This window comes from Suipraeoptans intestinalis (genome assembly GCF_009696485.1).
Lineage (GTDB): Bacteria > Bacillota > Clostridia > Lachnospirales > Lachnospiraceae > Suipraeoptans > Suipraeoptans intestinalis.
Genome location: NZ_VULY01000018.1, coordinates 457,904 through 483,210, shown reverse-complemented (window position 1 = coordinate 483,210; position 25,307 = coordinate 457,904). Strand labels below are relative to the sequence as shown.

The 25,307-nt window shown below is 49.1% G+C and carries 22 protein-coding genes; 16 read left to right on the top strand and 6 right to left on the bottom strand.

Translation table 11 applies throughout. From position 1 onward, the window contains the following. Positions 1-12: 12 nt before the first annotated feature. From FYJ34_RS02955 to hemW, 6 genes are all read left to right on the top strand, one after another. Positions 13-1,413: a HAMP domain-containing sensor histidine kinase gene (locus tag FYJ34_RS02955; RefSeq protein ID WP_330582511.1), complete on the top strand. Its 1,401-nt coding sequence runs from the start codon at positions 13-15 to the stop codon at positions 1,411-1,413. After that, on the top strand, positions 1,410-2,327 hold the full coding sequence (locus tag FYJ34_RS02950) for a GerMN domain-containing protein (protein WP_154476099.1): 918 nt from the start codon (positions 1,410-1,412) through the stop codon (positions 2,325-2,327). The genes FYJ34_RS02955 and FYJ34_RS02950 overlap by 4 nt, the downstream gene beginning before the upstream one ends. Then, positions 2,324-4,735 carry a DNA internalization-related competence protein ComEC/Rec2 gene (locus FYJ34_RS02945; RefSeq protein ID WP_154476097.1) on the top strand — a complete coding sequence of 804 codons (2,412 nt, stop codon included), beginning with the start codon at positions 2,324-2,326 and terminating at the stop codon, positions 4,733-4,735. Before FYJ34_RS02950 ends, FYJ34_RS02945 begins: the two co-directional genes overlap by 4 nt. A gap of 63 nt (positions 4,736-4,798) precedes the next feature. Continuing rightward, the gene (gene holA / locus FYJ34_RS02940; RefSeq protein ID WP_154476095.1) at positions 4,799-5,779 is read left to right on the top strand and encodes a DNA polymerase III subunit delta; all 981 of its coding nucleotides are present in this window, start codon (positions 4,799-4,801) and stop codon (positions 5,777-5,779) included. 53 nt (positions 5,780-5,832) lie between these two features. Continuing rightward, positions 5,833-7,647, top strand: coding sequence for a translation elongation factor 4 (gene lepA / locus FYJ34_RS02935; RefSeq protein WP_330582510.1), 1,815 nt, complete (start codon positions 5,833-5,835; stop codon positions 7,645-7,647). A 29-nt stretch (positions 7,648-7,676) separates the two neighbouring features. Continuing rightward, positions 7,677-8,771: a radical SAM family heme chaperone HemW gene (gene hemW, locus FYJ34_RS02930; protein WP_330582509.1), complete on the top strand. Its 1,095-nt coding sequence runs from the start codon at positions 7,677-7,679 to the stop codon at positions 8,769-8,771. A 9-nt stretch (positions 8,772-8,780) separates the two neighbouring features. On the opposite strand, the gene FYJ34_RS02925 is transcribed toward hemW, so the two are convergent. The 5 genes from FYJ34_RS02925 to FYJ34_RS02905 form a co-directional block, all read right to left on the bottom strand. Continuing rightward, on the bottom strand, positions 8,781-9,335 hold the full coding sequence (locus FYJ34_RS02925) for a chromate transporter (RefSeq protein WP_154476093.1): 555 nt from the start codon (positions 9,333-9,335) through the stop codon (positions 8,781-8,783). Beyond that, positions 9,332-9,880 (bottom strand): chromate transporter, encoded by a 549-nt coding sequence (locus tag FYJ34_RS02920; protein ID WP_154476091.1) that lies wholly within the window; start codon positions 9,878-9,880, stop codon positions 9,332-9,334. Before FYJ34_RS02920 ends, FYJ34_RS02925 begins: the two co-directional genes overlap by 4 nt. Before the next feature lie 64 nt (positions 9,881-9,944). Next, positions 9,945-10,490: a DUF4364 family protein gene (locus FYJ34_RS02915; protein ID WP_154476089.1), complete on the bottom strand. Its 546-nt coding sequence runs from the start codon at positions 10,488-10,490 to the stop codon at positions 9,945-9,947. After that, the gene (gene mnmL, locus FYJ34_RS02910) at positions 10,483-11,418 is read right to left on the bottom strand and encodes a tRNA modification radical SAM protein MnmL/YtqA (protein WP_154476087.1); all 936 of its coding nucleotides are present in this window, start codon (positions 11,416-11,418) and stop codon (positions 10,483-10,485) included. The genes FYJ34_RS02915 and mnmL overlap by 8 nt, the downstream gene beginning before the upstream one ends. Further along, complete coding sequence (locus FYJ34_RS02905; RefSeq protein WP_154476085.1) at positions 11,415-12,566, bottom strand: NAD(P)-dependent malic enzyme; 1,152 nt, start codon at positions 12,564-12,566, stop codon at positions 11,415-11,417. The genes mnmL and FYJ34_RS02905 overlap by 4 nt, the downstream gene beginning before the upstream one ends. A 212-nt stretch (positions 12,567-12,778) precedes the next feature. On the opposite strand from FYJ34_RS02905, the gene rho reads away from it, so the two are divergent. The 9 genes from rho (at position 12,779) to FYJ34_RS02860 (ending at position 22,531) form a co-directional block, all read left to right on the top strand. After that, positions 12,779-14,128, top strand: coding sequence for a transcription termination factor Rho (gene rho, locus FYJ34_RS02900; RefSeq protein WP_154476083.1), 1,350 nt, complete (start codon positions 12,779-12,781; stop codon positions 14,126-14,128). A gap of 89 nt (positions 14,129-14,217) precedes the next feature. Then, positions 14,218-14,421, top strand: coding sequence for a 50S ribosomal protein L31 (gene rpmE, locus FYJ34_RS02895; RefSeq protein ID WP_154476081.1), 204 nt, complete (start codon positions 14,218-14,220; stop codon positions 14,419-14,421). A gap of 79 nt (positions 14,422-14,500) precedes the next feature. Beyond that, the gene (locus tag FYJ34_RS02890) at positions 14,501-15,424 is read left to right on the top strand and encodes a DUF1385 domain-containing protein (RefSeq protein WP_154476079.1); all 924 of its coding nucleotides are present in this window, start codon (positions 14,501-14,503) and stop codon (positions 15,422-15,424) included. Beyond that, positions 15,387-16,238, top strand: coding sequence for a peptide chain release factor N(5)-glutamine methyltransferase (gene prmC / locus FYJ34_RS02885; protein WP_154476077.1), 852 nt, complete (start codon positions 15,387-15,389; stop codon positions 16,236-16,238). Before FYJ34_RS02890 ends, prmC begins: the two co-directional genes overlap by 38 nt. Before the next feature lie 19 nt (positions 16,239-16,257). Further along, positions 16,258-17,328, top strand: a complete 1,071-nt coding sequence (gene prfA, locus FYJ34_RS02880) for a peptide chain release factor 1 (protein WP_154476075.1) — start codon at positions 16,258-16,260, stop codon at positions 17,326-17,328. A gap of 108 nt (positions 17,329-17,436) precedes the next feature. Beyond that, on the top strand, positions 17,437-19,362 hold the full coding sequence (locus FYJ34_RS02875) for a bifunctional metallophosphatase/5'-nucleotidase (protein ID WP_154476073.1): 1,926 nt from the start codon (positions 17,437-17,439) through the stop codon (positions 19,360-19,362). Continuing rightward, on the top strand, positions 19,362-20,303 hold the full coding sequence (locus FYJ34_RS02870; protein ID WP_154476071.1) for a DUF2156 domain-containing protein: 942 nt from the start codon (positions 19,362-19,364) through the stop codon (positions 20,301-20,303). The genes FYJ34_RS02875 and FYJ34_RS02870 overlap by 1 nt, the downstream gene beginning before the upstream one ends. Position 20,304: 1 nt before the next feature. Next, entirely contained in the window at positions 20,305-21,498 is a 1,194-nt protein-coding gene (locus FYJ34_RS02865; RefSeq protein ID WP_154476069.1) for a pyridoxal phosphate-dependent aminotransferase, read from the top strand. Between the two features lie 187 nt (positions 21,499-21,685). Next, positions 21,686-22,531, top strand: a complete 846-nt coding sequence (locus tag FYJ34_RS02860) for a DUF368 domain-containing protein (protein ID WP_154476067.1) — start codon at positions 21,686-21,688, stop codon at positions 22,529-22,531. A 112-nt stretch (positions 22,532-22,643) separates the two neighbouring features. On the opposite strand, the gene FYJ34_RS02855 is transcribed toward FYJ34_RS02860, so the two are convergent. Next, the gene (locus FYJ34_RS02855; RefSeq protein WP_154476065.1) at positions 22,644-23,978 is read right to left on the bottom strand and encodes a peptide MFS transporter; all 1,335 of its coding nucleotides are present in this window, start codon (positions 23,976-23,978) and stop codon (positions 22,644-22,646) included. A gap of 242 nt (positions 23,979-24,220) precedes the next feature. Here FYJ34_RS02855 and FYJ34_RS02850 point away from each other — a divergent pair, with 242 nt between their 5' ends. Beyond that, on the top strand, positions 24,221-25,306 hold the full coding sequence (locus FYJ34_RS02850) for a M24 family metallopeptidase (protein WP_154476063.1): 1,086 nt from the start codon (positions 24,221-24,223) through the stop codon (positions 25,304-25,306). The last annotated feature ends 1 nt before the right edge of the window (position 25,307 follow it).

The following is a 25,307-nucleotide window of genomic DNA, read 5'->3' as shown; positions in this document are numbered from 1 at the left end:
CAGGTTTACATATTGGCAGCGATCCTTCTGTTTGGCATCCTGTCGGCAGTCTTGATGGAAGCGGTGCTGCTGAACAGCTATGAAAAGAGGGCGGCGGAGGTTCGCATGGCGGAAATCCAGAACCAGTGTACCATTTTTCTGGGACAGTGGAAGGATCTGTCGTATCTGGAGGGAGTGCCGTCAGAAATGCTGGAGGCAGAGGTGCAGCAGCTTTCCGGGATTTATAACGGCAGGATCATGCTGATCGACAGCTGCTTTCGGATATGCAGGGACACATACAAGATGGATGAAGGGAAAACCATCGTTTCAAAGGACGTCATGGACTGCATGAAGGGAGAAGGAACCTCCCATTATGATAAGAAGAACAAGTATATAGAAGTGACGACACCTGTTTTAGAGCCGGGAACCGGAGAAGTAAAAGGCGTTATGCTGGTCAGTATGACGACAGACGGAATATCTGATCAGGTGGAATTTCTGAGAGAAAAAGGGCAGAGTACCCTGATCCTGATCGGAGTATTGCTGGCCGGGGCGGGAATTGTGTATGGAACGACCATTGTGAAGCCCATCCGCAGGATCCGGCATCTGGTAGAAGGCGTGACAGAAGGATTTGAAGAAGGGCGTGTGGAAGAATATACGTTTACAGAAACCAAAGAATTGTCGGAAACCTTGAATGTCATGCTGGAAAGAATGAAGACTCTGGATGAATCAAGAAATGAATTTGTCTCTAATGTATCCCATGAGCTGAAAACGCCTATGACTTCCATGAAGGTGCTGGCAGATTCCCTGCTGGCACAGCCGGACGTACCGGTAGAACTGTATCAGGAATTTATGCAGGATCTTTCCCAGGAGATCCAGAGGGAGGACAAGATCATCAATGACCTTCTTTCTCTGGTAAAAATGGATAAGACGGCGGAGCATCCCAATGTGCAGACGGAACAGATGAACCAGTTGATCGAAAAGATATTGAAAAGACTTCGTCCCATTGCGGAAAAAGCTGATGTGGAGCTGATCCTGGAAAGTGTACGGCCGGTTCAGGCAGAGGTGGACGAGGTGAAGATCTCCCTGGCGATCTCCAATCTGGTGGAAAACGCCATCAAATATAACAAAGAAGGCGGCTGGGTGCGGGTGCGCATAAACGGAGATCACAAATTTTGCTATATTGAGGTTTCGGACTCGGGAATCGGGATGAAAGAAGAAGACCAGGAGCATATTTTTGAACGGTTTTACCGGGCAGACAAGTCTCACTCCAGAGAGATCGGAGGAACCGGTCTGGGGCTTTCTATTGCCAGAAAATCGGTGGTAATGCATAGAGGGACGGTGAAAGTTTACAGTCAGCCGGGACTGGGCAGTACCTTTACCGTTCGGATCCCCCTTACCTATGTGGGAGCAAAGGAGGAGAAAAAGAAACTATGACAGAAAAAAAGAATGTCCGGATGCTTGTGTTCCTTCTCATTTTGACAGTCTTTCTATCAGGATGCAAAGAGCAGGAGAGGGAGGAAGCACCAAAAGAATTTGTGACGTGTATCCATGACGGAAGCCTGGAAAAAGTTTCCTACAGGATAAAAGCGAAGGCAGCAGACGCGCAGGTGAAAGAGCTGATAACGGCACTGAAGAAAGACCCGAAAGAGGAAGCGGCAAGCAGTATTTTCCCTGAAAAGGCAGAAATAGAAAGCTGGAAGCTGGAAAAGGGAAGGCTGGTGGTTTCTTTCGGAAAAGAGTATGCGAACATATCCCCTCAGGAAGAGGTGCTGTTTCGGGCGGGATTTGTAGAGACCATGACACAGCTGTCATCCGTGGAAAAGGTTCTGTTTCTGGTGGGAGAGGAACCTTTGAAAGACCGGGAGCAAAGAGAAGTGGGGGAGATGGACCGGGAGGATTTTCTGGAAAATACCGGACTGCTTCTGCAGACCTACCAGAGCGCTTCTTTGAAGCTGTATTATGCCAATAAAAAGGGAGACCGCCTGGAGGAAGAGCAGCGTCTGGTACGCTACAGCAGTAGCAGCTCCATTGAAAAAGTCATTCTGGAACAACTTTTGAAGCGGGAGGAAGGAGATCCCATCCTTCCCGAAAACACAAAGGTGCTGGGAGTTTCCGTCAGAAACCAGGTATGCTATGTAAATCTGGATGAGGAATTTTTGAAAAACACCTACGCAGTGGATCCGAAGATCACAATTTATGGAATTGTCAATTCTGTGATCGAAAACGGAAAGGTAGACCGTGTGCAGATTTCTGTTAACGGAGACACCAATATCCAATACCTAGAAAAAGTTGACTTAAGCAAACCATTAAAAGCGGATTGGAAACTGCTGGAAAAGGAGGAAGAATGAAACAACGGCCTGTGCTGATCTTATGCATGGGAGTATTACTGGTCACAGTAGTGATTGCCTGTCAGAGGAGGATGGAGATTCTGAAAAGACACCGGCATCTGGCAGGTAATCAAAAAATATATAAAAATGTTTTTTTGGAGGGGACGGTCTGTGCGATAGAAAAGACAGACCGGGGAACGAAACTTTGTATCAAAGGAAGATGCAAAGGACGGGCTCTGGAAAAAGAGGACAGAGACCACTTTGCAAAGTTTATAGTTTTTTTCAGACAAAAGAATTGTCCGATTTCCCAAAAGGCGACCGGGAAAGGATCAGATCTGCCGGCACAGACATCTCATTTCACAGCAGGCAGGACCATTTCAGAGCAATCTGCTCAAGCGCTTCTATTCACATCCTCTATTTTCAAAAAAGGAAACAAGCAGAATAAGAAACCAGAAAGTGTCTATCTGGGAAATCGGGTCAGGGTTAAGGGAGACTTCTGGCATTTTCGTGTTGCCAGAAACAGAGGGAATTTTGACGAATATCTGTATTATAAATCCCGCGGATTTGGGGGAACCTTGCTGGGGAAAGAGCTGACGGTTACCGGTACGGAAAAGTGGGAGCTGCAGGGGAGGCTTTTGCAGTGGAAACAGGCGTGGAAGGATAGGCTGCTTTTTCGTATGGGAAAAAGGTACGGAGGAGTGATGGCAGGAGTCCTTTTGGGAGAGAAGAGAGAGATTCCGGAAGAAATCAAAGAATTGTTCCAGATGGCAGGGATCGGACATATCCTTGTGATATCGGGACTGCATATTTCTTTTTTGGGATGGGCGGTCTATCAGATGGGAAGACGGGTTACCGGAAGCTTTCTGGCAGGAGGTGTAGCAGGCTGGATCTGTCTGGGGATCTATGTGCTGATGACAGGGGTCACCGTATCAAGCCTGCGGGCTGTTCTGTTTTTCGGATTTCGTACCGGAGCAGAGGTCAGTGGGAGAGCCTGGGACAAAGATATCACCTTTTGGGTGTCCGCCGCCATCCTTCTTGGGACCAGACCGGAGGCGCTGTTTGATGTGGGCTTTCTGCTGTCCTTCGGAACGATTTTCAGTTTGTGGAAGGTGGCTCCCCTGCTTTTTCCGAAAAAACGAAGCTACGATATCCCGGGAAGACTCTGGCGGGGGATCTGTTCGGGAGCAGCAATCTGTCTGACTCTTCTCCCCTTGCTATGCTGGCACTTTTTTGAATACTCTTTTTGGTCTATTCTATGGAATCTTTTGGTGGTGCCGCTGGCATCCCTGTTGCTGCTGGCAGGCTTTTTGGGAAGTCTTCTGGACATGGCAGGCGGGGGAGGAGGGTGCTTTGCATTGTGTAAAGGGATCCTGTATGTTTATGAAAAGGGAAGCGGATGGCTTGGGAGGCTGCCCTGGGGACATATGGTAATCGGACAGCCGGAGCCATGGAAGGTGGCAGGATATTATGTGCTGGTGGCAGCAGGTCTTTTTCTACTGAAAAAGGCAGCAGGATCCGGGACGTTAAAGGGAAAAAGGAAAGATCCAAGAAGAAAGATTGCCCTGGTCAGTATTCTGGCAGGAATGAGCCTGCTACTGTGGAAACCGGAAAGGGGAGGGAACCTTCAGATCTTTGTACTGGATATCGGCCAGGGAGACTGCACCTTTATCCGGGGAGAAAAAGGAGGGACCTATCTGATCGACGGAGGAAGCACCGATGTGAAAAAAGTGGGAAAATATCGGATCCGTCCCTTTCTGAAATCTCAGGGGATCACAAAGCTGGACTATGTGCTGATCTCTCATGGAGATATGGATCACAACAATGGCGTGGAGGAACTGCTGCAGGATGAAAAAGGAGGGATCCGTGTGGAAAAGTTGGTGCTGCCGCCGGAAAACTACTGGGAAGAAAGGCTTGCCCGGCTGGCACAGACAGCAAAGCTGGCAGGCGTGCCGGTGTATACCATAAATCAGGGGGACGAGATCCGGGAAGGAAAACTAAGGATGACCTGCCTGTTTCCCACGAAAGAAGAAAGAGGGATACAAAAGGGGAATGAAGCCTCTATGGTGCTGGAGATTCGCTATGGGGATTTTGAGATGCTGCTGACAGGAGATCTGGAAAAAGAAGGAGAAAAGATATTTCTGAAGGAGATTGGACGTCGTTACCAAAAAGAAGGGATAGAGGTTCTCAAGGTGGCGCATCACGGTTCCAGGTTCTCCACGTCCCGGGAATTTTTAAACAGCGTTCATCCAAGGTACGCTGTGATCTCGGCAGGGGTGTCGGGCAGATACGGACATCCGCACAAAGAAGTGCTGAAGCGGCTGAGGCAAAAGGGCAGCAGGATCTTACAGACGTCAAAAACAGGAGAAGTTTTTATACTTGTGGAAGAGGAGACGATGCATATTGGCAGCAGATGGCAGCCCTTGAAGTAGAAAAGGATTTTTAGTATAATCGGAAAAGCAAAGAGCATCAGAAGCGAGATGGCGGGGAAACATATGAAAAAATTACAAGAAGACATAAAGACAGGAAACTGGGAGCGGATGTACCTGTTGTTTGGAGAAGAAGAGTATCTGAAAAAACAGTACCGGAACAGACTGGCGGAAGCGTTACTCCCGGAGCAGAAGGAAATGAATTATTCCTACTATGAGGGAAAAGACATTTCTGTGGGAGCTGTGATCGATACGGCGGAGACGCTGCCGTTTTTTGCAGACAGCCGCCTGATCGTCATAGAAAATTCGGGATGGTTTAAAAAGGGAGAGAGCAGGCTGACGGACTACCTGCAGGAACTTCCGGATACCACAAGGATCCTGTTTGTGGAGCGGGAAGTAGACAAGCGGGGAAGGCTGTACAAGGCGGTAACGAAGCTGGGCTACAGTGCGGAGATGAAGCGGCAGGAGGAAGGAACCCTCCTTCGCTGGGTCGAGTCCAGAATCCGTCAGGATGGAAAAACGATTTCCAAAGATGCGGCGTACAGGCTGCTGGAGCGAAGTGGAAGCAACATGGAGAATCTGGAAAAAGAAATAGAAAAGTTGATTTGTTACCGGCTGGACGGGGCGGAGATTACAAAGGCGGATGTGGAAGCGATCACCACATGGAATATGGAGGAAAAGGTATTTTCCATGATAGAGGCGGTTGCTTCCAAAAACCGTAGGAAGGCCCTGGATTACTACTATGAGCTTCTGGCGCTGAAGGAGCCTCCGATGAAGATCCTAAACCTGCTGAACAGTCAGTTCCGAAGGCTTCTGGAGACCATAGCCCTGAAACAGAGGGGATTGGATAAGGGGCAGATCGCCAAAGAGCTGGGGGTGCATCCCTATGCCGTTTCCAAATACATCCAGCAGGGAAGCCGGTATAAAAAAGAAGAGATCAGACGGATCCTGGAGGAGGGGGCAGACCTGGAAGAACGGGTTAAGACAGGGAGGATCGCAGACCGGATGAGCGTGGAACTTTTCGTTGTAAAATACAGTTCTCCGTGATATACTTTGCCCATGCGAGCAGGACAAATATGTAAGACTAAGGGGAAGAGAAAGTGGCAGGAATAGAGCAGAGTAAGATTAGAAATTTTTGTATTATCGCCCATATAGATCATGGCAAATCCACGTTGGCAGACCGGATCATTGAGGAAACGGGACTTTTGACCAGCCGGGAAATGCAGTCGCAGGTTCTGGACAACATGGAACTGGAGAGAGAGAGGGGGATCACCATCAAAGCGCAGGCGGTTCGTACCGTCTACCGGGACAAGAAGGGAGAAGAATATATTTTCAACCTGATCGATACTCCCGGTCATGTGGATTTTAACTATGAAGTGTCCAGAAGCCTGGCAGCCTGTGACGGAGCTATCCTGGTAGTGGATGCGGCCCAGGGGGTAGAGGCACAGACGCTGGCCAACGTCTACCTGGCCCTGGATCATGACCTGGATGTATTTCCGGTGATCAACAAGGTAGATCTGCCCAGCGCAGATCCGGAGCGAGTGATCGAGGAAATCGAAGATGTGATCGGAATTGAAGCGGAGGACGCTCCCAGGATCTCGGCAAAGACAGGACTGAATATTTCTCAGGTATTGGAACAGATCGTGGAAAAGATCCCGGCGCCTTCGGGCGATCAAAATCATCCTCTGCAGGCGCTGATCTTTGACTCCCTGTACGATGCATACAAGGGAGTGATCGTATTTTGCCGGATTAAGGAGGGGCGGGTAAAAAAAGGAACCCCCATCCTGATGATGGCTACCGGAGCCAGGGCAGAAGTGGTGGAAGTGGGATACTTTGGAGCAGGCCAGTTTATTCCCTGTGAGGAACTGACGGCGGGCATGGTAGGATATATTACGGCCAGCCTGAAAAATGTGAAGGATACGCAGGTGGGAGATACCATCACCAACAGTGCGCATCCCTGTGAGAAGCCGCTGCCGGGATATAAGAAAGTAAATCCCATGGTGTATTGCGGAATGTATCCGTCAGACGGAGCAAGATACCCCGACCTTCGGGACGCCCTGGAAAAGCTTCAGTTAAACGACGCTTCCCTCCAGTTTGAACCGGAAACCTCCATTGCGCTGGGGTTTGGGTTCCGCTGTGGATTTTTGGGATTGCTCCACCTGGAGATCATCCAGGAAAGACTGGAGCGGGAATACAATCTGGATCTGGTCACGACGGCACCGGGAGTTATTTACAAGGTACACAAGACCAATCAGGAAGTGATCGAACTGACCAATCCTTCCAACCTCCCCGACCCCTCTCTGATAGAATTTATGGAAGAGCCTATGGTAAAGGCAGAGATCATGGTAACCTCAGAGTTTATCGGGGCCATTATGGATCTGTGCCAGGAAAGGCGGGGAGTCTATGAAGGGATGGAGTATATAGAGGAAACGCGGGCAGTTTTAAAATATCACCTTCCGCTAAATGAGATCATTTATGATTTTTTTGACGCATTGAAATCCAGATCCAGAGGATATGCTTCCTTCGACTATGAAATGGATGGATACGTACAGTCAAAGCTGGTAAAACTGGATATTTTGATCAATAAGGAGGAGGTGGATGCTCTTTCCTTTATCGTTCACGCGGACACCGCTTACGAAAGAGGGCGCAGGATGTGTGAAAAGCTGAAAGAGGAGATCCCAAGACAGCTGTTTGAGATCCCCATCCAGGCGGCGGTAGGAAGCAAGATCATTGCCAGGGAAACGGTAAAAGCTATGAGAAAAGACGTACTGGCAAAATGCTACGGCGGAGATATCAGCAGAAAGAGAAAGCTTCTGGAAAAGCAGAAGGAAGGAAAGAAGAGAATGCGTCAGGTGGGAAATGTGGAAATTCCGCAAAAGGCCTTTATGAGTGTGCTGAAACTGGACGACAAGTAGCAGCAGGAAGAAAGAAGGACGGCAGGATCGTGGCAAAACCATTGGAGATTTATATACACATTCCTTTTTGTGTAGCAAAGTGTGAGTATTGTGACTTTTTTTCGGCCCCTTCCAAAGAGGCGGAAAGAAGAGCGTATGTAAAGAGCCTTTGTCAGGAGATCGTAACCTACAGATCTCTGGCAAAGGCTTATAGCGTATCCAGTATCTTTTTGGGGGGCGGAACGCCGTCCGTGCTGGAAGAAGGACTGGTAACCCGGCTGCTGGAGGCGGTGTTTGATACGTTTTCTGTGGAAGAGCAGGCGGAAATCTCTCTTGAAATGAATCCGGGAACCGTTTCCAAGCAGAAGTTAAGAGAGTACAGGCAGGCCGGGATCAACCGTCTCAGCATGGGACTGCAGTCTGTCCACCAAAAGGAGCTGGAGGCTCTGGGAAGGATCCATACCTGCAGGGAAGGGCGGCAGACTTACGAAATGGCAAGGGAAGAAGGCTTTGGGAATGTGAATATTGATATGATGTCGGGCATTCCTTTTCAGACGCTTTCCTCCTGGGAGGAATCTTTGCACACCGTGGCAGGATGGGGACCGGAGCATCTTTCGGCCTATAGTCTCATCATTGAAGAAGGAACCCCGTTTTTTTATCGATACCAAAAGGAACAGGAAGATCTTCCGGGGGAGGAAGAAGAGCGCCGTATGTACGCAGTAACAGAGGAGATCCTGAGAGGATACGGATACCGACGCTATGAGATATCCAACTATGGGAAGCCGGGATTTTATTGCCGGCATAACCTGGGATATTGGGATCGCGTGGAATATCTGGGATTCGGAAAGGGAGCGGCCTCTTTTTTGGGAGAAGAAAGATGGAGCTATCAGGAGGAACGAAAGGCAGTCACCAGACGGGAGCAGATGGAAGAGTATATGTTTCTGGGACTGAGGAAAATGGAGGGGGTTTCCCAAAAGAGATTCCAAAAGCTGTTTGGAATCTCCATGAAACAGGTGTACGGAAAAGAAATAGAAAAGTTTCTGAAGCTATCCCTCTTAGAAGAAAAGGGAGATATGGTGCGGCTGTCCAGGGAAGGGATTTCTGTCAGCAATGAGATCTTCTGCGCCTTCCTTCTGGATGACTGAGAGACGTTCCTACAGTTTTAGAAGGATCCCCAGAAAAGCGCCGGCTATGATCCAGAAGACCGGATGCAGTTTCTTCAAAGATTTTATCTGCAGAAGAAGGAAAACGATCAGGCAGAGAGCCAGACCTGTAAGGTCCAAGGCTTCTCTGCCGTTTTTTGTAACGAGAAGCGTGATCTTTAACAGTTCCCATACCGCATAGCCGATCAAAGCTGCGACGGTAGGACGGATCCCGTAGAAAACAGACTGTACGGTGGCGTTTTCGCTGAAATTTTCCAAAAACCGGGCGATCAGGATGATAATGATCCAGGCAGGAGCCGTCAGAGCCAGGGTGGCTACGATGGCTCCGGGGATCCCGGCGGCGTGATAGCCGGCGAAGGTGGCCATGTTGATCCCTACGGGACCGGGAGTGCTCTCACTGATGGCAACCATATTTGCCAGCTCTTTCGCAGTGTACCAGTCGTATCTGGAAGTCAGGTTCATAAGAAAGGGCAGGGTGGCCATTCCGCCTCCCACGGAAAAAAGACCGATCTTAAAAAATTCATAAGCCAGTGTCAGATAGATCATAGGGAACCTCCTTTTTTCCTGCGTAAAAGAACGCCTGTGATACCGGCCAGGAGAATGATGGCGGCAGTGGGGACGGGCGTAAAGCAGGCCAGGGAAAAGACGCAGACAAACAGGACGGCGCCGGCTTTATCCGTGATCCCTTTCTTTGCCATAGTCACCACCGTCTGAATCATCATGGCACAGACCACGATACGGATTCCGGAGAGTGCGTGAAGTACGGCAGGGACATGAAGAAAGTTCTGCAAAACAGATGCGATCAGACAGATGATCAGAAGAGAAGGCGTGATCAGCCCCAGAGTACCAAAGATGCTCCCGGCAATCCCTGCCTGCTTGTATCCGATATAGGTGGCTGTATTGACGGCGATGATTCCCGGGGTACATTGGCCGATGGCGTACATATCCAGAATTTCTTCTTCGGTACACCACTGTCTTTCCGTCACCACTTCTCTTTGGAGAAGCGGCAGCATTGCCAGTCCCCCGCCAAACAGCAGACCTCCGATCTTAAAAAAACTGGCGTACAGTCGAAGACATGTTTTGCATTTCATAAATGACATCCTTTCTTTTTACAGACAGATCTTTCCGATCTGAAATCCTTCTAATATTGCATATTTAAGGCGCTTTTGATGCAAACCTTTCCTCAAGGGAAAGAAGATGCTCCATGACAGAGGAATAGATCTCCTGATTTTTCCTGCGGAAGTTGCGGACTGCCTGGCGGGCTTCCTCCTCTGAGGGAACCGTGACTTCCAGATGGATCAGACTTTGCCCTTTTTCGATCACACGGCAACTTACCGTGTAGGAGGAGGGGGTATTTCTGAAATAATCCGCTTGTATGGAAACTTCGTCTTTCAGATCATACCTTTTCTCCAAAAGAAATGAATCAATATCTTCTAAAATAGCAGAAGACAGATCACGGGAAAAGAAAGAGGCAGTTTCCCTTCCCTCTTCGGTCAGGTGATACAGGGTCCTTCCATGCGTGGATTCTTCCACAATGAAATGGGAATCCAGAAGCTCCGAAAAGGTCTGCTGAAGCTTGAAATAGGTGGTATAGCCCTTATCCAGGATAAATTCCGAGATCTGTGAGTTGGTCAGGGGAAAATCCACGCGGCTCAGCATATACAGCACCATTAATTTATATAATTTTAAAGAATTATCCATGATCAACTTCCTTTCCTTGCCAGATATCCTGCTGTTTCAAATAGGAATGTATCTGGTTCAAAACGTGTCTTTTTTTCGTGGACCATCGCGGCGCCAGCAGACTGTCGCTGGGGCCGTCGCCTGTCAGCCTGTGGATCACAATAGAGGGATCCAGATGGGCGATCAGGCTGCCGGTTGTCGAGACATATTCTTCCAGAGAGAGTACGGGAAAGAAGGAGCGCCGGTAAAGCTCTGCCAGATCTGTTCCCTCCAGCACATGCAGCAGCTGCAGCTTGATCCCCTGGATCCCGGCAGAATTCAGGTAATGAATGGTTTCCAGCATCCGGGAAAGAGATTCGCCCGGGAGCCCGGTAATGGTGTGTACGATAATGGGGATCCCGCGTCGCTTCAGGCGGGTCACACAGTCCTCAAATGTGGAAAGAGGATACATACGCCGTATCAGTTTTGCCGTATCCTCATGTATGGTCTGCAATCCCAGCTCTATCCAGACAGGTTTGACCCTGTTGATTTCCTCCAGCAGGTCCAGTACTTCTTCTTCCAGGCAATCCGGACGGGTGGCGATGGAAAGGATCTTTACCCGGGGATGGGAAGCTGCATCCCAAAAGATTTTCCGCAGATAGGAAACCGGTGCGTAAGTATTGGTAAACGCCTGAAAATAAGCGATGCAGGAAGAGGCCTTGAATTTTTCCGCCACCGTTTTCCATCCGGAGTCGATCTGCCGGGAAACGGACAGCTTTGCGCTTTCTGAGAAGTCGCCGGATCCCTTCGCACTGCAGAAAATACAGCCGCGCTCTCCCAGAGTTCCGTCGCGGTTGGGACAGGTCATCCCGGCGTTGAGAGCGACCTTGTACAGCTTTTGCCCATAGGTGGTCTTCAGATAATAATCGAAGGAATAATAGGGCTTTTCTCCCCACAGACGGCGTTTCATGACAGATGTTCCTTTACTGCCCGACTGACGGCCTCCGACACCTGCGGGTCAAAAGCTTCCGGCAAAATATAATCCTCCGACAGCCTGGCTTCCGGTACCAGTGCGGCAATAGCCAGTGCGGCAGCGATCTTCATACGCTCTGTAATATGGGTGGCACGAGCTTCCAGGGCGCCCTTAAAAATTCCGGGAAAGACCAGGACGTTGTTGACCTGATTCGGGAAATCGGACCTTCCTGTTCCGACGATCCTGGCCCCGGCGGCTTTTGCATCCTCCGGCAGGATTTCAGGAACGGGATTCGCCATGGCAAACAAGATGGAATCCTTTGCCATGGATGCGACCATTTCGCCGGAAACGATATGAGGGGCGGAAACGCCGATAAAAATGTCAGCCTGGATCAAAGCCTGAGACAGGTCTCCCTGAAGCTTCCTGGGATTCAGACGCGGGAGCATTTCCTGCTGCATCCAGTTCAGATCGGCGGGCTCACTTCCCAGGATCCCGTGGATGTCGCACATGGTAACGTCGGAAAATCCATAGGACAGCAGGAGATTTGCGATGGCGATCCCGGCAGAGCCGGCACCATTGATAACGACTTTGGCCGAGGCGGAGGATTTCCCCGTCAGCTTCAACGCATTGATGACCCCTGCCAGAACTACGATGGCAGTTCCATGCTGATCGTCGTGGAATACGGGGATATTCAGCCGCTCATTCAGTCGCCGTTCGATTTCAAAACAGCGGGGAGCGGAGATATCTTCCAGGTTGATGCCGCCAAAAGAAGGGGCAAGCCGCACCACCGTCTCGATGATCTCCTCCGTGTCCTGGGTATCCAGACAGATGGGGACTGCATTGACGCCGCCAAAGGATTTAAACAGCGCAGCCTTTCCTTCCATAACCGGCATGGCAGCAAGGGGACCGATGTTTCCCAGCCCCAATACGGCGCTTCCGTCGGATACAACAGCAACGGTGTTGGCCTTCATGGTATATTCATAGGCGGCTTCCGGACGGTGAAAAATTTCTTTGCAGGGTTCTGCCACTCCTGGCGTATAGGCAAGAGCCAGATCTTCCCGGGAGGCCAGGGGGGCTTTTGGAATGGTCTCCAGTTTGCCGTTCCATTGTCTGTGCAGTTTGAGCGCTTGTTCTTGAATGGTCATAATCGTCCTTTTCCTTTCTTCATCATTGTAACATCATAGCATTCTGAAAAAATCAAATCAATAAAAGGCTTTAAAAAAAAGCGAAGATGTTGTATAATGTGGCTTATTGACAAGAAAATGTATAAGAAATGTATACGATATTCAAAAAAGGTCTGGTCGGACTGGATTTCCCCGTTACTGTGTAAGATGATGAAATGAAAGGAAACTGTTCTATGAGAAAAAAATATGAAACCTTGCCGTTGGCAACGTTAAAGGATCTGGCGAAAGCGCGAGGGTTGAAAGGGATCTCTGCAATGAAAAAGGCAGAGCTGATCGACCGGATGGTGGAAGAGGACGAAAAAGAGAGAGAAAAAGAAGAGGATCAGGCAAGGGTAAAAACCAGGGAAATGACAGCCAATACAGGAGACAGGGATATTCATGACCTGGATGAGCTGGACAGCGGGATCAAAGTAAAGGGGATCCTGGAGGTCATGGGCGACGGTTATGGATTTATCCGAAGCGATAATTATCTTCCGGGAGAAAATGATATTTATGTGGCGCCCTCCCAGATCCGCAGGTTTAACCTGAAGACGGGAGACATCCTGGAGGGCAACCGCCGCGTAAAAACACAGCAGGAAAAATTCGGGGCGCTGCTTTATCTGACGCACATTAATGGCATAGAAACGCACCGGGTAGGGAAAAGAAGGAATTTTGAAGATATGACGCCTGTTTTTCCCGATAAAAGGCTGAAACTGGAATGCGGCAAGACCAGTACGGCAATGCGCATCGTGGATCTTTTGTCTCCCATCGGGAAAGGGCAGAGGGGGATGATTGTTTCTCCGCCCAAGGCAGGAAAGACGACACTTTTGAAGCAGGTGGCTCTGTCTGTACGGGAAAATAATCCGGAGGTACATTTGCTGATCCTGCTGATCGATGAGCGGCCGGAGGAAGTGACGGACATCAAAGAAGCCATTGAGGGAGAAAATGTAGAGGTGATCTATTCCACCTTTGATGAACTGCCCGAACACCACAAGAGAGTGTCGGAAATGGTGATCGAACGGGCCAAAAGACTGGTGGAAAACAAGAAGGATGTGATGATCCTTCTGGACAGTATTACCAGGCTGGCAAGAGCCTATAATTTGACTGTTCCTCCGTCAGGAAGAACTCTTTCGGGAGGACTGGATCCTGCAGCCCTTCACATGCCGAAGCGATTCTTTGGAGCAGCCAGAAATATGCGGGAGGGCGGCAGCCTGACCATACTGGCAACCGCATTGGTGGATACCGGCAGTAAGATGGACGACGTGGTCTATGAGGAATTTAAAGGAACCGGAAATATGGAGCTGGTGTTGGACAGAAAGCTGTCGGAAAAGAGAGTATTCCCGGCCATAGATATCCCGAAATCAGGAACACGCAGAGAGGACCTTTTGCTGACCGAAGAGGAGAGAAGTACGGTAGAACAGATGCGAAGAGCGCTAAACGGCATGAAGCCGGAAGATGCCGCGGACAATATCATCAACCTGTTTGGAAAGACCCGAAACAACCGGGAGTTTATCCAAATGGCAAAAAAGACAAAATTTATCTAGACAAAATGGGGATAATATGCTACAATGACAGGGCTGTTTAAAAGAACAATTCTGCACATCTGTGACAAAATAAAGAAGAGGTGAAAATCATGAGAGAAGGAATCCATCCAGCATACCATCAGGCAACTGTGACCTGCAACTGTGGGAACACATTTACGACAGGTTCTACCAACGAAGACATCCACGTAGAAATCTGCTCCAAATGTCATCCGTTCTACACAGGACAGCAGAAAGCGGCTCAGGCTCGCGGACGTGTTGACAGGTTCAACAAGAAATACGGAATGGACAAATAGAGCAAGGAAAATCAGGGGCTGAGGTAACGAAAAGTATCTCAGCTCCTTTGTATTATAAAAATCGTAAAAAGGAGCAAGGATGAAGTCATCAAACATTGGCGGACAGGCGGTGCTGGAAGGCATTATGATGAAGCACAAAGACGAATATGCGGTGGCGGTAAGAAGGGCGGACGGCTCCATTGTAACAGAAAAGAAAACCTTTGAGAGCCTTGTAAAAAATCAGCCGGCCCTTACTCGGATTCCCTTTGTCAGAGGGATCTTCCAGTTCCTGGATTCTATGATCCTGGGGATGAGAACACTGACTTTTTCGGCGGAAATATACGGGGAAGAGGAAGAAAAATCGAAGAACCCCAAAGAAAAACGAAAAGAATCGATTCTGATGGGACTGACCGTGGCAGCTTCCCTTTGTATTGCTATCGGGATCTTTATGGTACTGCCCTATCTGTTGACAATGGCGCTGAAACAGTTTGTTCCCTCTTATACGCTGCGTACCCTGATCGAGGGGATCTTCCGGATCGGGATCTTCTTTTTGTATTTATTGCTGATCTCGCGGATGCAGGATATTCGGCGGACCTTTATGTATCATGGAGCGGAGCACAAATGTATCAATTGCATTGAACACGGTCTGCCTTTGACGGTGGAGAATGTTAAAAAAAGTTCCAGGCAGCACAAACGCTGCGGCACCAGCTTTCTGGTATTTGTGTTTCTTATCAGTGTTGTCCTGCTTCTGATGATCCGGGTGGAGGATCCTATTTTCCGGGTGCTTTTAAGAATCCTGCTGATCCCGGTGATCGCGGGGATCTCCTATGAGATTCTGAAACTGGCAGGAAGCAGTGACAGTCGGATCATCCGCATCCTCAGTGCACCGGGGTTGCAGTTTCAGAAACTGACGACGAAGGAGCCGGATGAGGGAATGATAGAAGTTGCGATTTGTGCCGTGGAGGCAGTATTTGATTGGAGAGCCTATGAAGCAGAGCAGTTTCACACTTCAAAGCCTATATAAAGAGGGAAAGCGGCAGCTGAAGGAAGCAGGGGTGGCGGAAGCCGATCTGGATGCCTGGTATCTTTTAGAAGAGATCACGGGAGTCGATAAGGCTGCCTATTATGGGAAGCCAGACAGAAGGATCTCCGGGGAAGAAAAGGACAGGTATCAAACACTTTTAGAACAGCGGAAAAAAAGAGTGCCCCTGCAGTACATTCTGGGAAAACAGGAGTTTTTCGGAAGAACGTTCCGGGTGGGAAAAGGAGTTCTGATCCCCAGGCAGGAAACGGAACTGTTGGTAGAGGAAACACTGAAAAAGCTGCACGGACAGGAAAGGGTACTGGACCTTTGTACAGGGTCAGGCTGTGTGATCATCAGCCTGAAACTGCAGAAGCCCTCCATCTCGGCTGTGGGCAGTGATGTGTCGCAGGAAGCGCTTGCCGTGGCGGAAGAGAATGCAAAACGGCTGAACGCGCAGGTAGAGTTTCGGCAGGGCAGCCTGTTTGAAAAGATAGAAGGAAAGTATGATCTGATCGTATCCAACCCGCCATACATTCCCAGTCGGGTCATAGAGACCCTTCAGGAGGAGGTTCGGATCTATGAGCCCCGACTGGCGCTGGATGGGGAAGAAGACGGACTAAGCTTTTACAGGGTGATGGTAAAAGAAGCGGGAGATCATCTGCATCCGGGGGGATGGCTGCTGTTTGAGATCGGTCACGACCAGGGACAGCAGGTGGCGGATCTTATGCGGGAGAACGGATACATACAAGTGGCGGTGAAAAAGGATTTGGCAGGTCTTGACCGGGTTGTACTGGGTATGTACAATAGATTTTAGGATTGAAGGAGGAAGAAACATGTTTGATAGATTGGAAGATTTGCTCATCCGGTACGAAGAGGTAATGAGCGAACTGCAGGAGCCGGATGTGGCAAACGATCCGTCCCGGTTCCGTAAGCTGATGAAAGAACAGAACGATCTGCAGCCCATCGTGGAGGCTTACAAAGAATACAAAGCCAGTAAACAGACGATTTCCGACAGCCTCCAGATGTTGGAGGAAGAGTCGGATGAAGAACTGAAAGAGCTGGCGAAGGAAGAACTGAGTGAATCCAAGAAGCGGGTGGAGGAGCTGGAACAGGAATTAAAGATCCTTTTGCTGCCAAAGGACCCCAATGATGAGAAAAACGTTATGGTAGAGATCCGGGCAGGAGCCGGCGGAGATGAAGCGGCTCTGTTTGCAGCGGAGATCTATCGGATGTACCTTCACTATGCAGAAAGCCGCAGGTGGAAAGTGGAAATGATCTCTCTCAGTGAAAATGGGATCGGCGGCTTTAAGGAATGTGTATTTATGATCACGGGACAGGGAGCCTATTCCAGACTCAAATATGAAAGCGGAGTACATCGGGTACAGAGAGTGCCGGAGACGGAAAGCGGAGGAAGGATCCATACATCTACCGTTACGGTTGCCATTATGCCGGAGGCAGAGGAGGTCGATGTGGTCATTGAAGAAAAAGACATCCGGATCGACGTGATGCGCGCATCCGGAAACGGAGGACAGTGTGTCAATACCACGGATTCGGCGGTACGTCTGACGCACTACCCAACGGGGATCGTGATCTACAGCCAGACAGAAAAGTCCCAGCTGCAGAATAAGGAGAAGGCGTTCCGGCTGCTTCGCTCCAAGCTGTATGAACTGGAACTGGAAAAGCAGCAGGCATCCGAAGCGGAAGCCAGGAGGAGCCAGATCGGAACGGGAGACCGTTCTGAAAAGATCAGAACCTACAACTTTCCTCAGGGAAGGGTAACGGATCACAGGATCAAGCTGACGCTTCACAGGCTGGATTCCATCCTGAACGGAGATCTGGACGAAGTAATAGACAGCCTGATCGCGGCGGATCAGTCGGCAAAGCTGGCAAATATGAATGAATAAGTCGCACCGGGGACCTGTATCCACATGGAATGGATCAGGTCTTTCCCTGTATATTGATCGAAAAGAGCCGAAAAAGGATCGGAAGGATCCGACAGAGGGAGGAAAAGGATGCTGAACAGGCGTATAGCGGCAGGAATTGCAATGATCGCTGCTCTTATCGGAGGGTTTCCCATGGGAGCAAGGGCGGAAGCACATACGAAGACAAAGAAAGCGACCATCGTATTTACACACGATCTCCATTCACGGATGGATGACGAAGAGCTGGGCGGATTCTCCCGGCTGAAGACCGGAATCGACGGGATCCGTCAAGAGAAGCAGGGGAAAGAAGGGGTATTTGTCCTGGATGGAGGAGATTTTTCCATGGGGACGTTGTACCAGACCCTGTTCGAAAAAGAAGCGTCGGAGCTTCTGATGCTGGGATATCTGGGATATGATGCCACGACACTGGGAAATCATGAATTTGATTACAGGAGCCGGGGGCTGGCTGCCATGCTTGCCACGGCAAAAGAAAAGGCAACGGAAAATCAGACGGTCCTGCCCCAGCTGGTCATTTCCAACATCAACTGGAAAGAAAACCGATCCGGGGAGGATAAGCAGTTAAAGAAAGCCATGGAAGAGTTTGGCAGTAAATCGTACACCATCATAGAAAAAGAGGGAGTGCGCATTGGCATATTCGGCGTTCTGGGTGAGGACGCAGATGCCTCGGCGCCGGAGAGCGGACTTACCTTTCAATCCATTACAGAATCCTCCAAAAAGATGGTGCAGAAACTGCAGCAGGAAAAAGTGGATATGATCGTGTGTCTGTCGCACAGCGGTACCAATCCGGATCCGAAAAAATCAGAAGATGAGATCCTGGCCAAAGAAGTGCCGCAGATCGATGTGATCATCAGCGGACATACCCACACCAGACTGGAGAAGCCCATTCGGATACAGGATACCTACATTGTGTCGGCAGGAGAATATGGTCAGAGCCTGGGAGAGCTGGCGCTGGTGCAGACAAAAGAGGGGCGCTGGGAAGCGGCAGACTATCAGCTGCATGCCATGGACGACACCGTACCTTCTGACGAGGGCGTCAAGGAGAAGCTGAAAGCCTATGAAGAAGCGGTGAACCGGGAGTATCTGGCGCAGTTTGGCTACAGATTTGATGAAGTGGTGGCACAAAACCAGGTGGATTTCACACCTTTCTACCGATTTGGAGAGAAGGTGGAAGAAGATACGCTGGGCAGTCTGATCGCAGATTCCTATATTTATACGGTGAAAGACGTGGAGAAGGAAGCCTATGAGCCGGTAGCGGTGTCCTTGATCCCGGCAGGAGTCGTAAGAGGAAGCGTTCCCACAGGAGATGTGACGACGGCAGACATTTTCAATATCAGCTCTCTGGGGATCGGAGCAGACCGGGTGCCGGGATATCCGCTGGTAAGCGTGTATCTGACAGGAAAAGAGCTGAAGACGGTAGCGGAGATCGACGTTTCTGTCTCTCCCCTGATGCCGTCTGCCCAGCTTTACGGAAGCGGACTGCACTGGACGTATAACAATAACAGGATGCCTCTTAATAGAGTGACAGAAGTCGCGCTGGCAGACGATGTATTTGGAGGAAAGGCAGACGTTCTGGAGGAAGAAAAGCTGTATCGGGTAGTGGCAGGACTTTATTCGGCGCAGATGCTGGGAGCAGTGGAAGATGTATCCAAAGGCATTTTGAAGGTGCAGCCAAAAGATAAAAACGGGAAGCCGATCAAGGACTTTGAAAAATACATCCTCCATACGCCGGAGGGTCAGGAAGTGAAGGAATGGTGGGCCCTGGCAAATTACATGAAATCCTTTGAGAAAAATGAAAGTGGGCTTCCCTCTGTTTCCGAGAAGTATAGTCGATTGGAAGGAAGGAAAACGCAGGAGACAGGAAAAAATCCGGCGGATATCCTGAAGCATCCCAACAGGATCGCATTGACGGTTTATGGAATCGGGATTCTGATTCTGGGGATCCTTTTGATGATCCTGGGAAAAATCATAAAAAGATGGAGAAAGAAGGAAAAATAATGGAAACATTTGAATTTAAGCGGGCAGAGCTGGAGGACAAGGAGATCATTGCCCCCTATTTTAAAAAATATCCCAGCAGGAGTTGTGAAAGAACCTTTGCAAACGTGTATCTCTGGTCCAGGAAGTATCCGGTGAAGTGGGCGGTCATAAAAGAGGCGCTGGTGTTTAAAAGCGAGGATGAGACGCATCTGGCCTTTGCCTATCCCATCGGAGAGGAAAAAGCCGTCAGAAATGCTTTGGAATGGGCAAAGGAGTACAGCAGAAGCAGGCAGAGAGACTTCCGGCTATACAATGTGACGGCAGAGCAGTTTGAACAGCTGGAACAGTTGTATCCGGGGGAATTTGAAATCACCTACAACAGAGATCTGGCAGATTATGTATACGAGTCGGAGAAGCTGATCTCTCTTGCAGGGAAGAAGCTGCACGGAAAGCGGAACCATATCAACAAGTTCAAAGCCCTTTATGAGGGAAGATGGGCCTACGAGCCGCTGTCCAAGGACACGCTGGAGGAGTGCTTTCAGATGGCGCTTGTGTGGCGCAATGAAAACAGCTGTGAGGATGATCCGGAAAAGCGGGGAGAGATCTGTGTGACCTTAAATTCCCTGCGGCTGTTTGAAGAACTGGAACTGACGGGAGGACTTTTGCGGCTGGATGGGAAAGTGGTAGCGTTTACCATAGGAGAAGAGGTGGCACCGGATACCTTTGTGGTGCACATTGAGAAAGCGTATGCAGAGATACAGGGAGCGTACCCTATGATCAACCAGCAATTTGTAGAACATGCCTGTCACAGCTATCCATACATCAACCGGGAAGAGGATACAGGATCAGAAGGACTCAGGAAGGCAAAGCTTTCTTATCGTCCGGTATTTCTGGTAGAGAAGGGAGTCGTTTCAGAAAAAGGAAAGGGATCTCAGAAGGCGGAAGACAGCAGGGAGGACTAATATGATTGCAGAAAATATGAAACAGATGGTGGCAAACAGTTCGGCGATCCGGGCAATGTTTGAAGAAGGTAACAGACTGGCAGGGATCTACGGAAAAGAAAATGTATATGATTTCAGCCTGGGCAATCCGAATGTACCGGCGCCGGAGGCGGTGAAAGCCGCAGCGTTCTCCGTATTGGAGGAGGAAGAGCCGACGGTTCTTCACGGCTATACCACAAACAGCGGATACCCGGAGGTAAGAGAAAGGATCGCCTGTCATCTGAACGCGCAGTTTGGCACAGCTTTTACGAAAGAAAACATCATCATGACGGTGGGCGCGGCAGGCGGACTGAATGTGATCCTGAAAAGTCTTCTGAATCCGGGAGAGGAAGTTCTCACCTTCGCTCCGTATTTTGCAGAATACAGAGCTTACGTCAATAATTACGGAGGGATCCTGACGGAGGTATCTCCCGACACGGAAACCTTTCAGCCAAAGCTGGAAGAGTTTGAAGCAAAGCTGTCGCCCCGGACAAAGGCGGTCCTCATCAATACGCCCAATAATCCTACGGGGGTGGTTTATTCGGAGTCTGTGATCAAACGTCTGGCAGAGATCCTGGAGAGGAAACAGAAAGAATTTTCCACGACGATCTATCTGATCTCGGACGAACCGTACAGGGAGCTGGTATACGGAGGAACGCAGGTACCGTATCTGACCAAGTATTACGCCAATACCATCGTAGGATATTCCTACAGCAAATCCCTGTCGCTTCCGGGAGAACGGATCGGATATCTGGTGATTCCTGATGAAGTAAAGGATAGCCGGGAACTGATCATGGCAGCGGCAGTGGCAACCCGGATTCTGGGATTTGTCAATGCGCCTACTCTGCAGCAGAAGATCGTTGCAAGGTGTGTGGAGGAAAGGACAGATATATCCTACTACGAAAGGAACCGAAACACTTTATACGACGGATTGACAAAACTGGGATTTTCCTGTGTGAAGCCGGAGGGAGCCTTTTATCTTTTTGTAAAATCTCCCGTGCCGGATGAGAAGGTGTTTTGTGAAACGGCAAAGCAGTACCGTATTTTGATGGTGCCGGGAAGCGCCTTTGGATGTGGAGGGTATGTCCGGCTGGCCTACTGTGTTTCGTATGAGACAATCTGCAACGCACTTCCTCAATTTGAAAAACTGGCAAAAGAGTATCTGACGGCTGTTTAACTGGAAAAAAAGCGAGCACGTCGAAAGCTCCCGGCCGTGAAAAAAGGATTGGGTCTGTTTCAGAAGGCAGACAAGGAAACAGTCCATCAGCGGAGGAGATGCTCTGCATATTTGGATCAGCGGGACATGATGATTGAAAAGAAAGGAAAATCCGAAGCGCATAGCGAAAAACGGATAGTGGACAACTATGATAAAAAGATTATTGCAAGGCGGCGTAATAGGGCTGGCAAACATTATTCCGGGAGTCAGCGGGGGAACTATGATGGTGGTCATGGGAATTTATGACAAACTGATTCACTGTATTACCCACCTGAAAAGTGAATTTAAAAAGAGCGTACAATTCCTCCTCCCGATCTTTATCGGAACAGGAATCTCGCTGGTGATATTTGCCAAGGTCATCGAATACTGTTTTGCAAATTTCCCGATTCAGACGAATCTGTTGTTTTGTGGTTTGATCGCAGGCAGCCTGCCCATCATGTTCCGGCAGGTAAAGGGGAAGAAGATCAGCGTGGGGATGCTGTTGTCCTTTTTGGCTTTTTTTTCCCTTGTGTGTATCATGGCGTGGATGGGAGAAAAAGAAGGACAGGCGGCGGATGTCAGCCTGAATCTCGTCAACAGCCTGAAACTGTTTGGAGTAGGCGTGGTGGCGGCGGCCACTATGGTGATTCCAGGAGTCAGCGGATCTATGATGCTGATGATCATGGGATATTATACAGTGATCATCAACACGATCAATGACTTTGTTCAGGCATTGATCCAGGTAGATATTTCGGGCGCCTTTCATTACGGAATGATTCTGGCCCCCTTTGGGATCGGTGTGGTGGTAGGGATTTTCCTGATTGCCAAGATGATCGAGATCATCTTCCAAAAAGCCAGAACCCATGCTTACTGGGCGATTATCGGCCTGATCGCAGCCTCGCCCTTAGCCATCCTTAGTAAGACCGACTGGCAGGGATTATCCCTGATTACGGGGGTCACAGGAGCAGTACTGTTTGGAGCAGGATGGTTTGTGGCAAGCAAATTAAGTGATTAGGATGCGCCATCCGATAAGTTTCTATAAGCCCCTATTATAAGCTACAAAAAACCCTGCCGCTATCCCGGCAGGGTTTTTGTGATTGTCCTATATTGTTTCGGTCAATGAATTGTTAGTCTTCTTCTTTTTGAACCAGTTTATTCAGCTTTCCATCCATCACCCAAAGAGCGACACCAGCTACGATCATGATGATAGCTACGCCAAAGTAGGTAGCGGCAAATGGAAGTTTTTCAGTCAAAGCGTATACATATCCGTATGATTTTCCGGCGATGAAGATGGAGAATGTCCAAACAGCCATCATAGCGGACAAAAGCTTTGCAGGTGCAAACTTGGAAATGAAGGAGTTACCAAGTGGAGAGAATGTCATCTCACCAAGTGACAACAGGATTCCAAAAGCGATCAGCCAGATGATGGAAGCCGGTTTTCCGGCACGAACTACATCTGTCAAAGCAAAGATAACGAAAGAAACACCAAGCAGCAGCATACCGATGGAGGTGTGCTTGAACATGCTGAGACCTCCGTTTTTACGCTTTGCATCTTTGGTCCACAGGATACCAAGCAGCGGTCCCATGGAGATACAGCAAAGTGCGTTCAGAGAATCGAACCATGCGCTGGGGATCTTGAAGCTTCCGATCATCCAGTTCATGTGTTCCGGATTATCCCAGTGGAAGTATACCGGAAGGTAAGCCAGATACCAGAACAGCCAGAAAATGGTGGAGAAAGCGGAGATCAGAATGATCGCCCAAACTCTCTTCTTCTCAATACCGGTAAGCGGTTTGTTTTCATATTTTTCTTTTGCGGCATCCTTCTTTTCCGCATCATCAAATTTGAAAGGTCTCTTTCCTGCATCGCCCAGGAATCTCCATCCGAAGATGAACCAGAGAGCGTTTACAAACATAATGATGGCACAAACCAGGAAGCAGAAACGATAGCCCTGCTCGTTTGCGATAACGCCGATGATGGTCGTTCCAATGAAGGAACCAACGTTTACCATGGAATACTGGGTGGAAAATGCAGCGTCCAGCTTGCTCTTATCTGCAAACAGACGACCTGTGATGGCGTTTGTCTGCGGTTTGAACAGTCCGGTTCCGATGGATACCAGGACGATCATAAGATTGATAGAAACCATGCCGGTAGCTTTCCAGCCTACCAGATATCCGCAGCCCATCAGGATCATACCGATGGGAACCAGATACTTAGCGCCCACCAGACGGTCAGAGATAACGGAACCGAACAGCGGAGCCAGGTAGGTAAATGCAACTAAGTTTGCGGAAGCAAACGCACCGTCTTTCGCGTCTAATCCTAATCCGCCTTTTGCAACAGCAACGGCAATGAACACCGTCATTACCCATTTTGCGGAATAGAAGGAAAAACGTTCTAAACTGAAAGCGAAGTTACAAACCCAAAAGCCGAACCCGCCTCCTTTTTTTGCAACAGTGTTGTCCATAATAATAGAACCTCCTCTTTCTCTCTGAAACATTTAGACATATCAGTGACATTATAATACAGAAACGAAAAAATATCAAAGAAAATCTTAACAGTGTTCATGAAAAAATCAGAAGAAATTAAGAAAGGAAAGAGAAAGGACGGCAGGGGAAACTTATTTGACAGAGAAGAGAAAAAGAAGTAGAATCAGACTCATAAGGGAGGCATGAAGAGTGCCGAATAAAATCTACAGGAGGCAAGGACATGAATAACAACAAATTGCAGAGAGTTTTAGACAAAATGGGAGAAAGTGGAATTCCCCAGATGATCATCTCGGATCCGGTGGCGATCTTTTATCTGACAGGACGCTGGATCTTCCCCGGAGAGCGTCTGCTGGCACTGTACCTGAATGTAAATGGCAATCATCAGTTGGTGATCAATAAGCTGTTCCCTCAGGAGGGAGAAGTAGGAGTGCCGTTGACCTATTATGATGACATTGAAGACGGAGTGGAGATTCTGAGCCGTTTTGTGGAAAAGGATAAGGTAATGGGAGTAGACAAGATCTGGCCGGCCAGATTTTTGCTGAGACTGCAGGAGTTGGGCGGCGGAAGCAAATTTGTCAATGGATCCGTTATCGTAGACAAGATTCGCCAGATCAAGGATGCAGAAGAGATCGCTCTGATGAGAGAGTCCTCAAGAATCAATGATGAGGTCATGAAAGAACTGGTTCCCTGGGTAGCAAAAGGGCTGACAGAGATCGAACTGGGAGAAAAGACAAAGGAGATCTACAAGAAACACGGAATCGAATCTGTTTCTTTTGAGCCTATCACAGCTTATGCAAAAGGAGCGGCCGATCCTCATCATGTGACAGATCAGTCCAAAGGAAAGAGAGGAGACTGTGTGATTCTGGACATTGGAGGATTCTACAAGAATTATGCTTCCGACATGACAAGAACTGTGTTTATCGGAGAAGTCAGCGAAAGGCAAAAAGAGATCTACGACATTGTAGTGGAAGCAAATCTGCGGGGAATCGCTGCTGCAAAGCCGGGAGCGAAAATGAAAGACGTGGATCTGGCAGCAAGAAACTATATCGAAGAAAAAGGATACGGACAGTATTTTACACACCGTACCGGACATTCCTGCGGTCTGGAGGATCATGAAGTGGGAGATGTGTCCTCTGTCAATGAAGAAATCATTGAGGTGGGACAGTGCTTTTCTGTAGAGCCGGGGATTTATCTGCCGGACGAAGGACTGGGCGTCAGGATCGAAGATCTGGTGATCATCACAGAAGACGGATGCGAAGTGCTGAACCATTACACCAAGGATCTGATCGTAGTTCCGGAAGAATAAA

Coding starts and splice junctions, on each gene's coding strand:
- FYJ34_RS02865 (WP_154476069.1), top strand. CDS start 20,305: ATGATTGCAGAAAATATGAAACAGATGGTGGCAAACAGTTCGGCGATC.
- FYJ34_RS02860 (WP_154476067.1), top strand. CDS start 21,686: ATGATAAAAAGATTATTGCAAGGCGGCGTAATAGGGCTGGCAAACATT.
- prfA (WP_154476075.1), top strand. CDS start 16,258: ATGTTTGATAGATTGGAAGATTTGCTCATCCGGTACGAAGAGGTAATG.
- FYJ34_RS02915 (WP_154476089.1), bottom strand. CDS start 10,490: ATGGATAATTCTTTAAAATTATATAAATTAATGGTGCTGTATATGCTG.
- rpmE (WP_154476081.1), top strand. CDS start 14,218: ATGAGAGAAGGAATCCATCCAGCATACCATCAGGCAACTGTGACCTGC.
- FYJ34_RS02870 (WP_154476071.1), top strand. CDS start 19,362: ATGGAAACATTTGAATTTAAGCGGGCAGAGCTGGAGGACAAGGAGATC.
- FYJ34_RS02875 (WP_154476073.1), top strand. CDS start 17,437: ATGCTGAACAGGCGTATAGCGGCAGGAATTGCAATGATCGCTGCTCTT.
- FYJ34_RS02890 (WP_154476079.1), top strand. CDS start 14,501: ATGAAGTCATCAAACATTGGCGGACAGGCGGTGCTGGAAGGCATTATG.
- FYJ34_RS02855 (WP_154476065.1), bottom strand. CDS start 23,978: ATGGACAACACTGTTGCAAAAAAAGGAGGCGGGTTCGGCTTTTGGGTT.
- FYJ34_RS02920 (WP_154476091.1), bottom strand. CDS start 9,880: ATGAAATGCAAAACATGTCTTCGACTGTACGCCAGTTTTTTTAAGATC.
- mnmL (WP_154476087.1), bottom strand. CDS start 11,418: ATGAAACGCCGTCTGTGGGGAGAAAAGCCCTATTATTCCTTCGATTAT.
- FYJ34_RS02945 (WP_154476097.1), top strand. CDS start 2,324: ATGAAACAACGGCCTGTGCTGATCTTATGCATGGGAGTATTACTGGTC.
- rho (WP_154476083.1), top strand. CDS start 12,779: ATGAGAAAAAAATATGAAACCTTGCCGTTGGCAACGTTAAAGGATCTG.
- FYJ34_RS02850 (WP_154476063.1), top strand. CDS start 24,221: ATGAATAACAACAAATTGCAGAGAGTTTTAGACAAAATGGGAGAAAGT.
- FYJ34_RS02950 (WP_154476099.1), top strand. CDS start 1,410: ATGACAGAAAAAAAGAATGTCCGGATGCTTGTGTTCCTTCTCATTTTG.
- FYJ34_RS02905 (WP_154476085.1), bottom strand. CDS start 12,566: ATGACCATTCAAGAACAAGCGCTCAAACTGCACAGACAATGGAACGGC.
- holA (WP_154476095.1), top strand. CDS start 4,799: ATGAAAAAATTACAAGAAGACATAAAGACAGGAAACTGGGAGCGGATG.
- FYJ34_RS02925 (WP_154476093.1), bottom strand. CDS start 9,335: ATGATCTATCTGACACTGGCTTATGAATTTTTTAAGATCGGTCTTTTT.
- prmC (WP_154476077.1), top strand. CDS start 15,387: ATGAAGCAGAGCAGTTTCACACTTCAAAGCCTATATAAAGAGGGAAAG.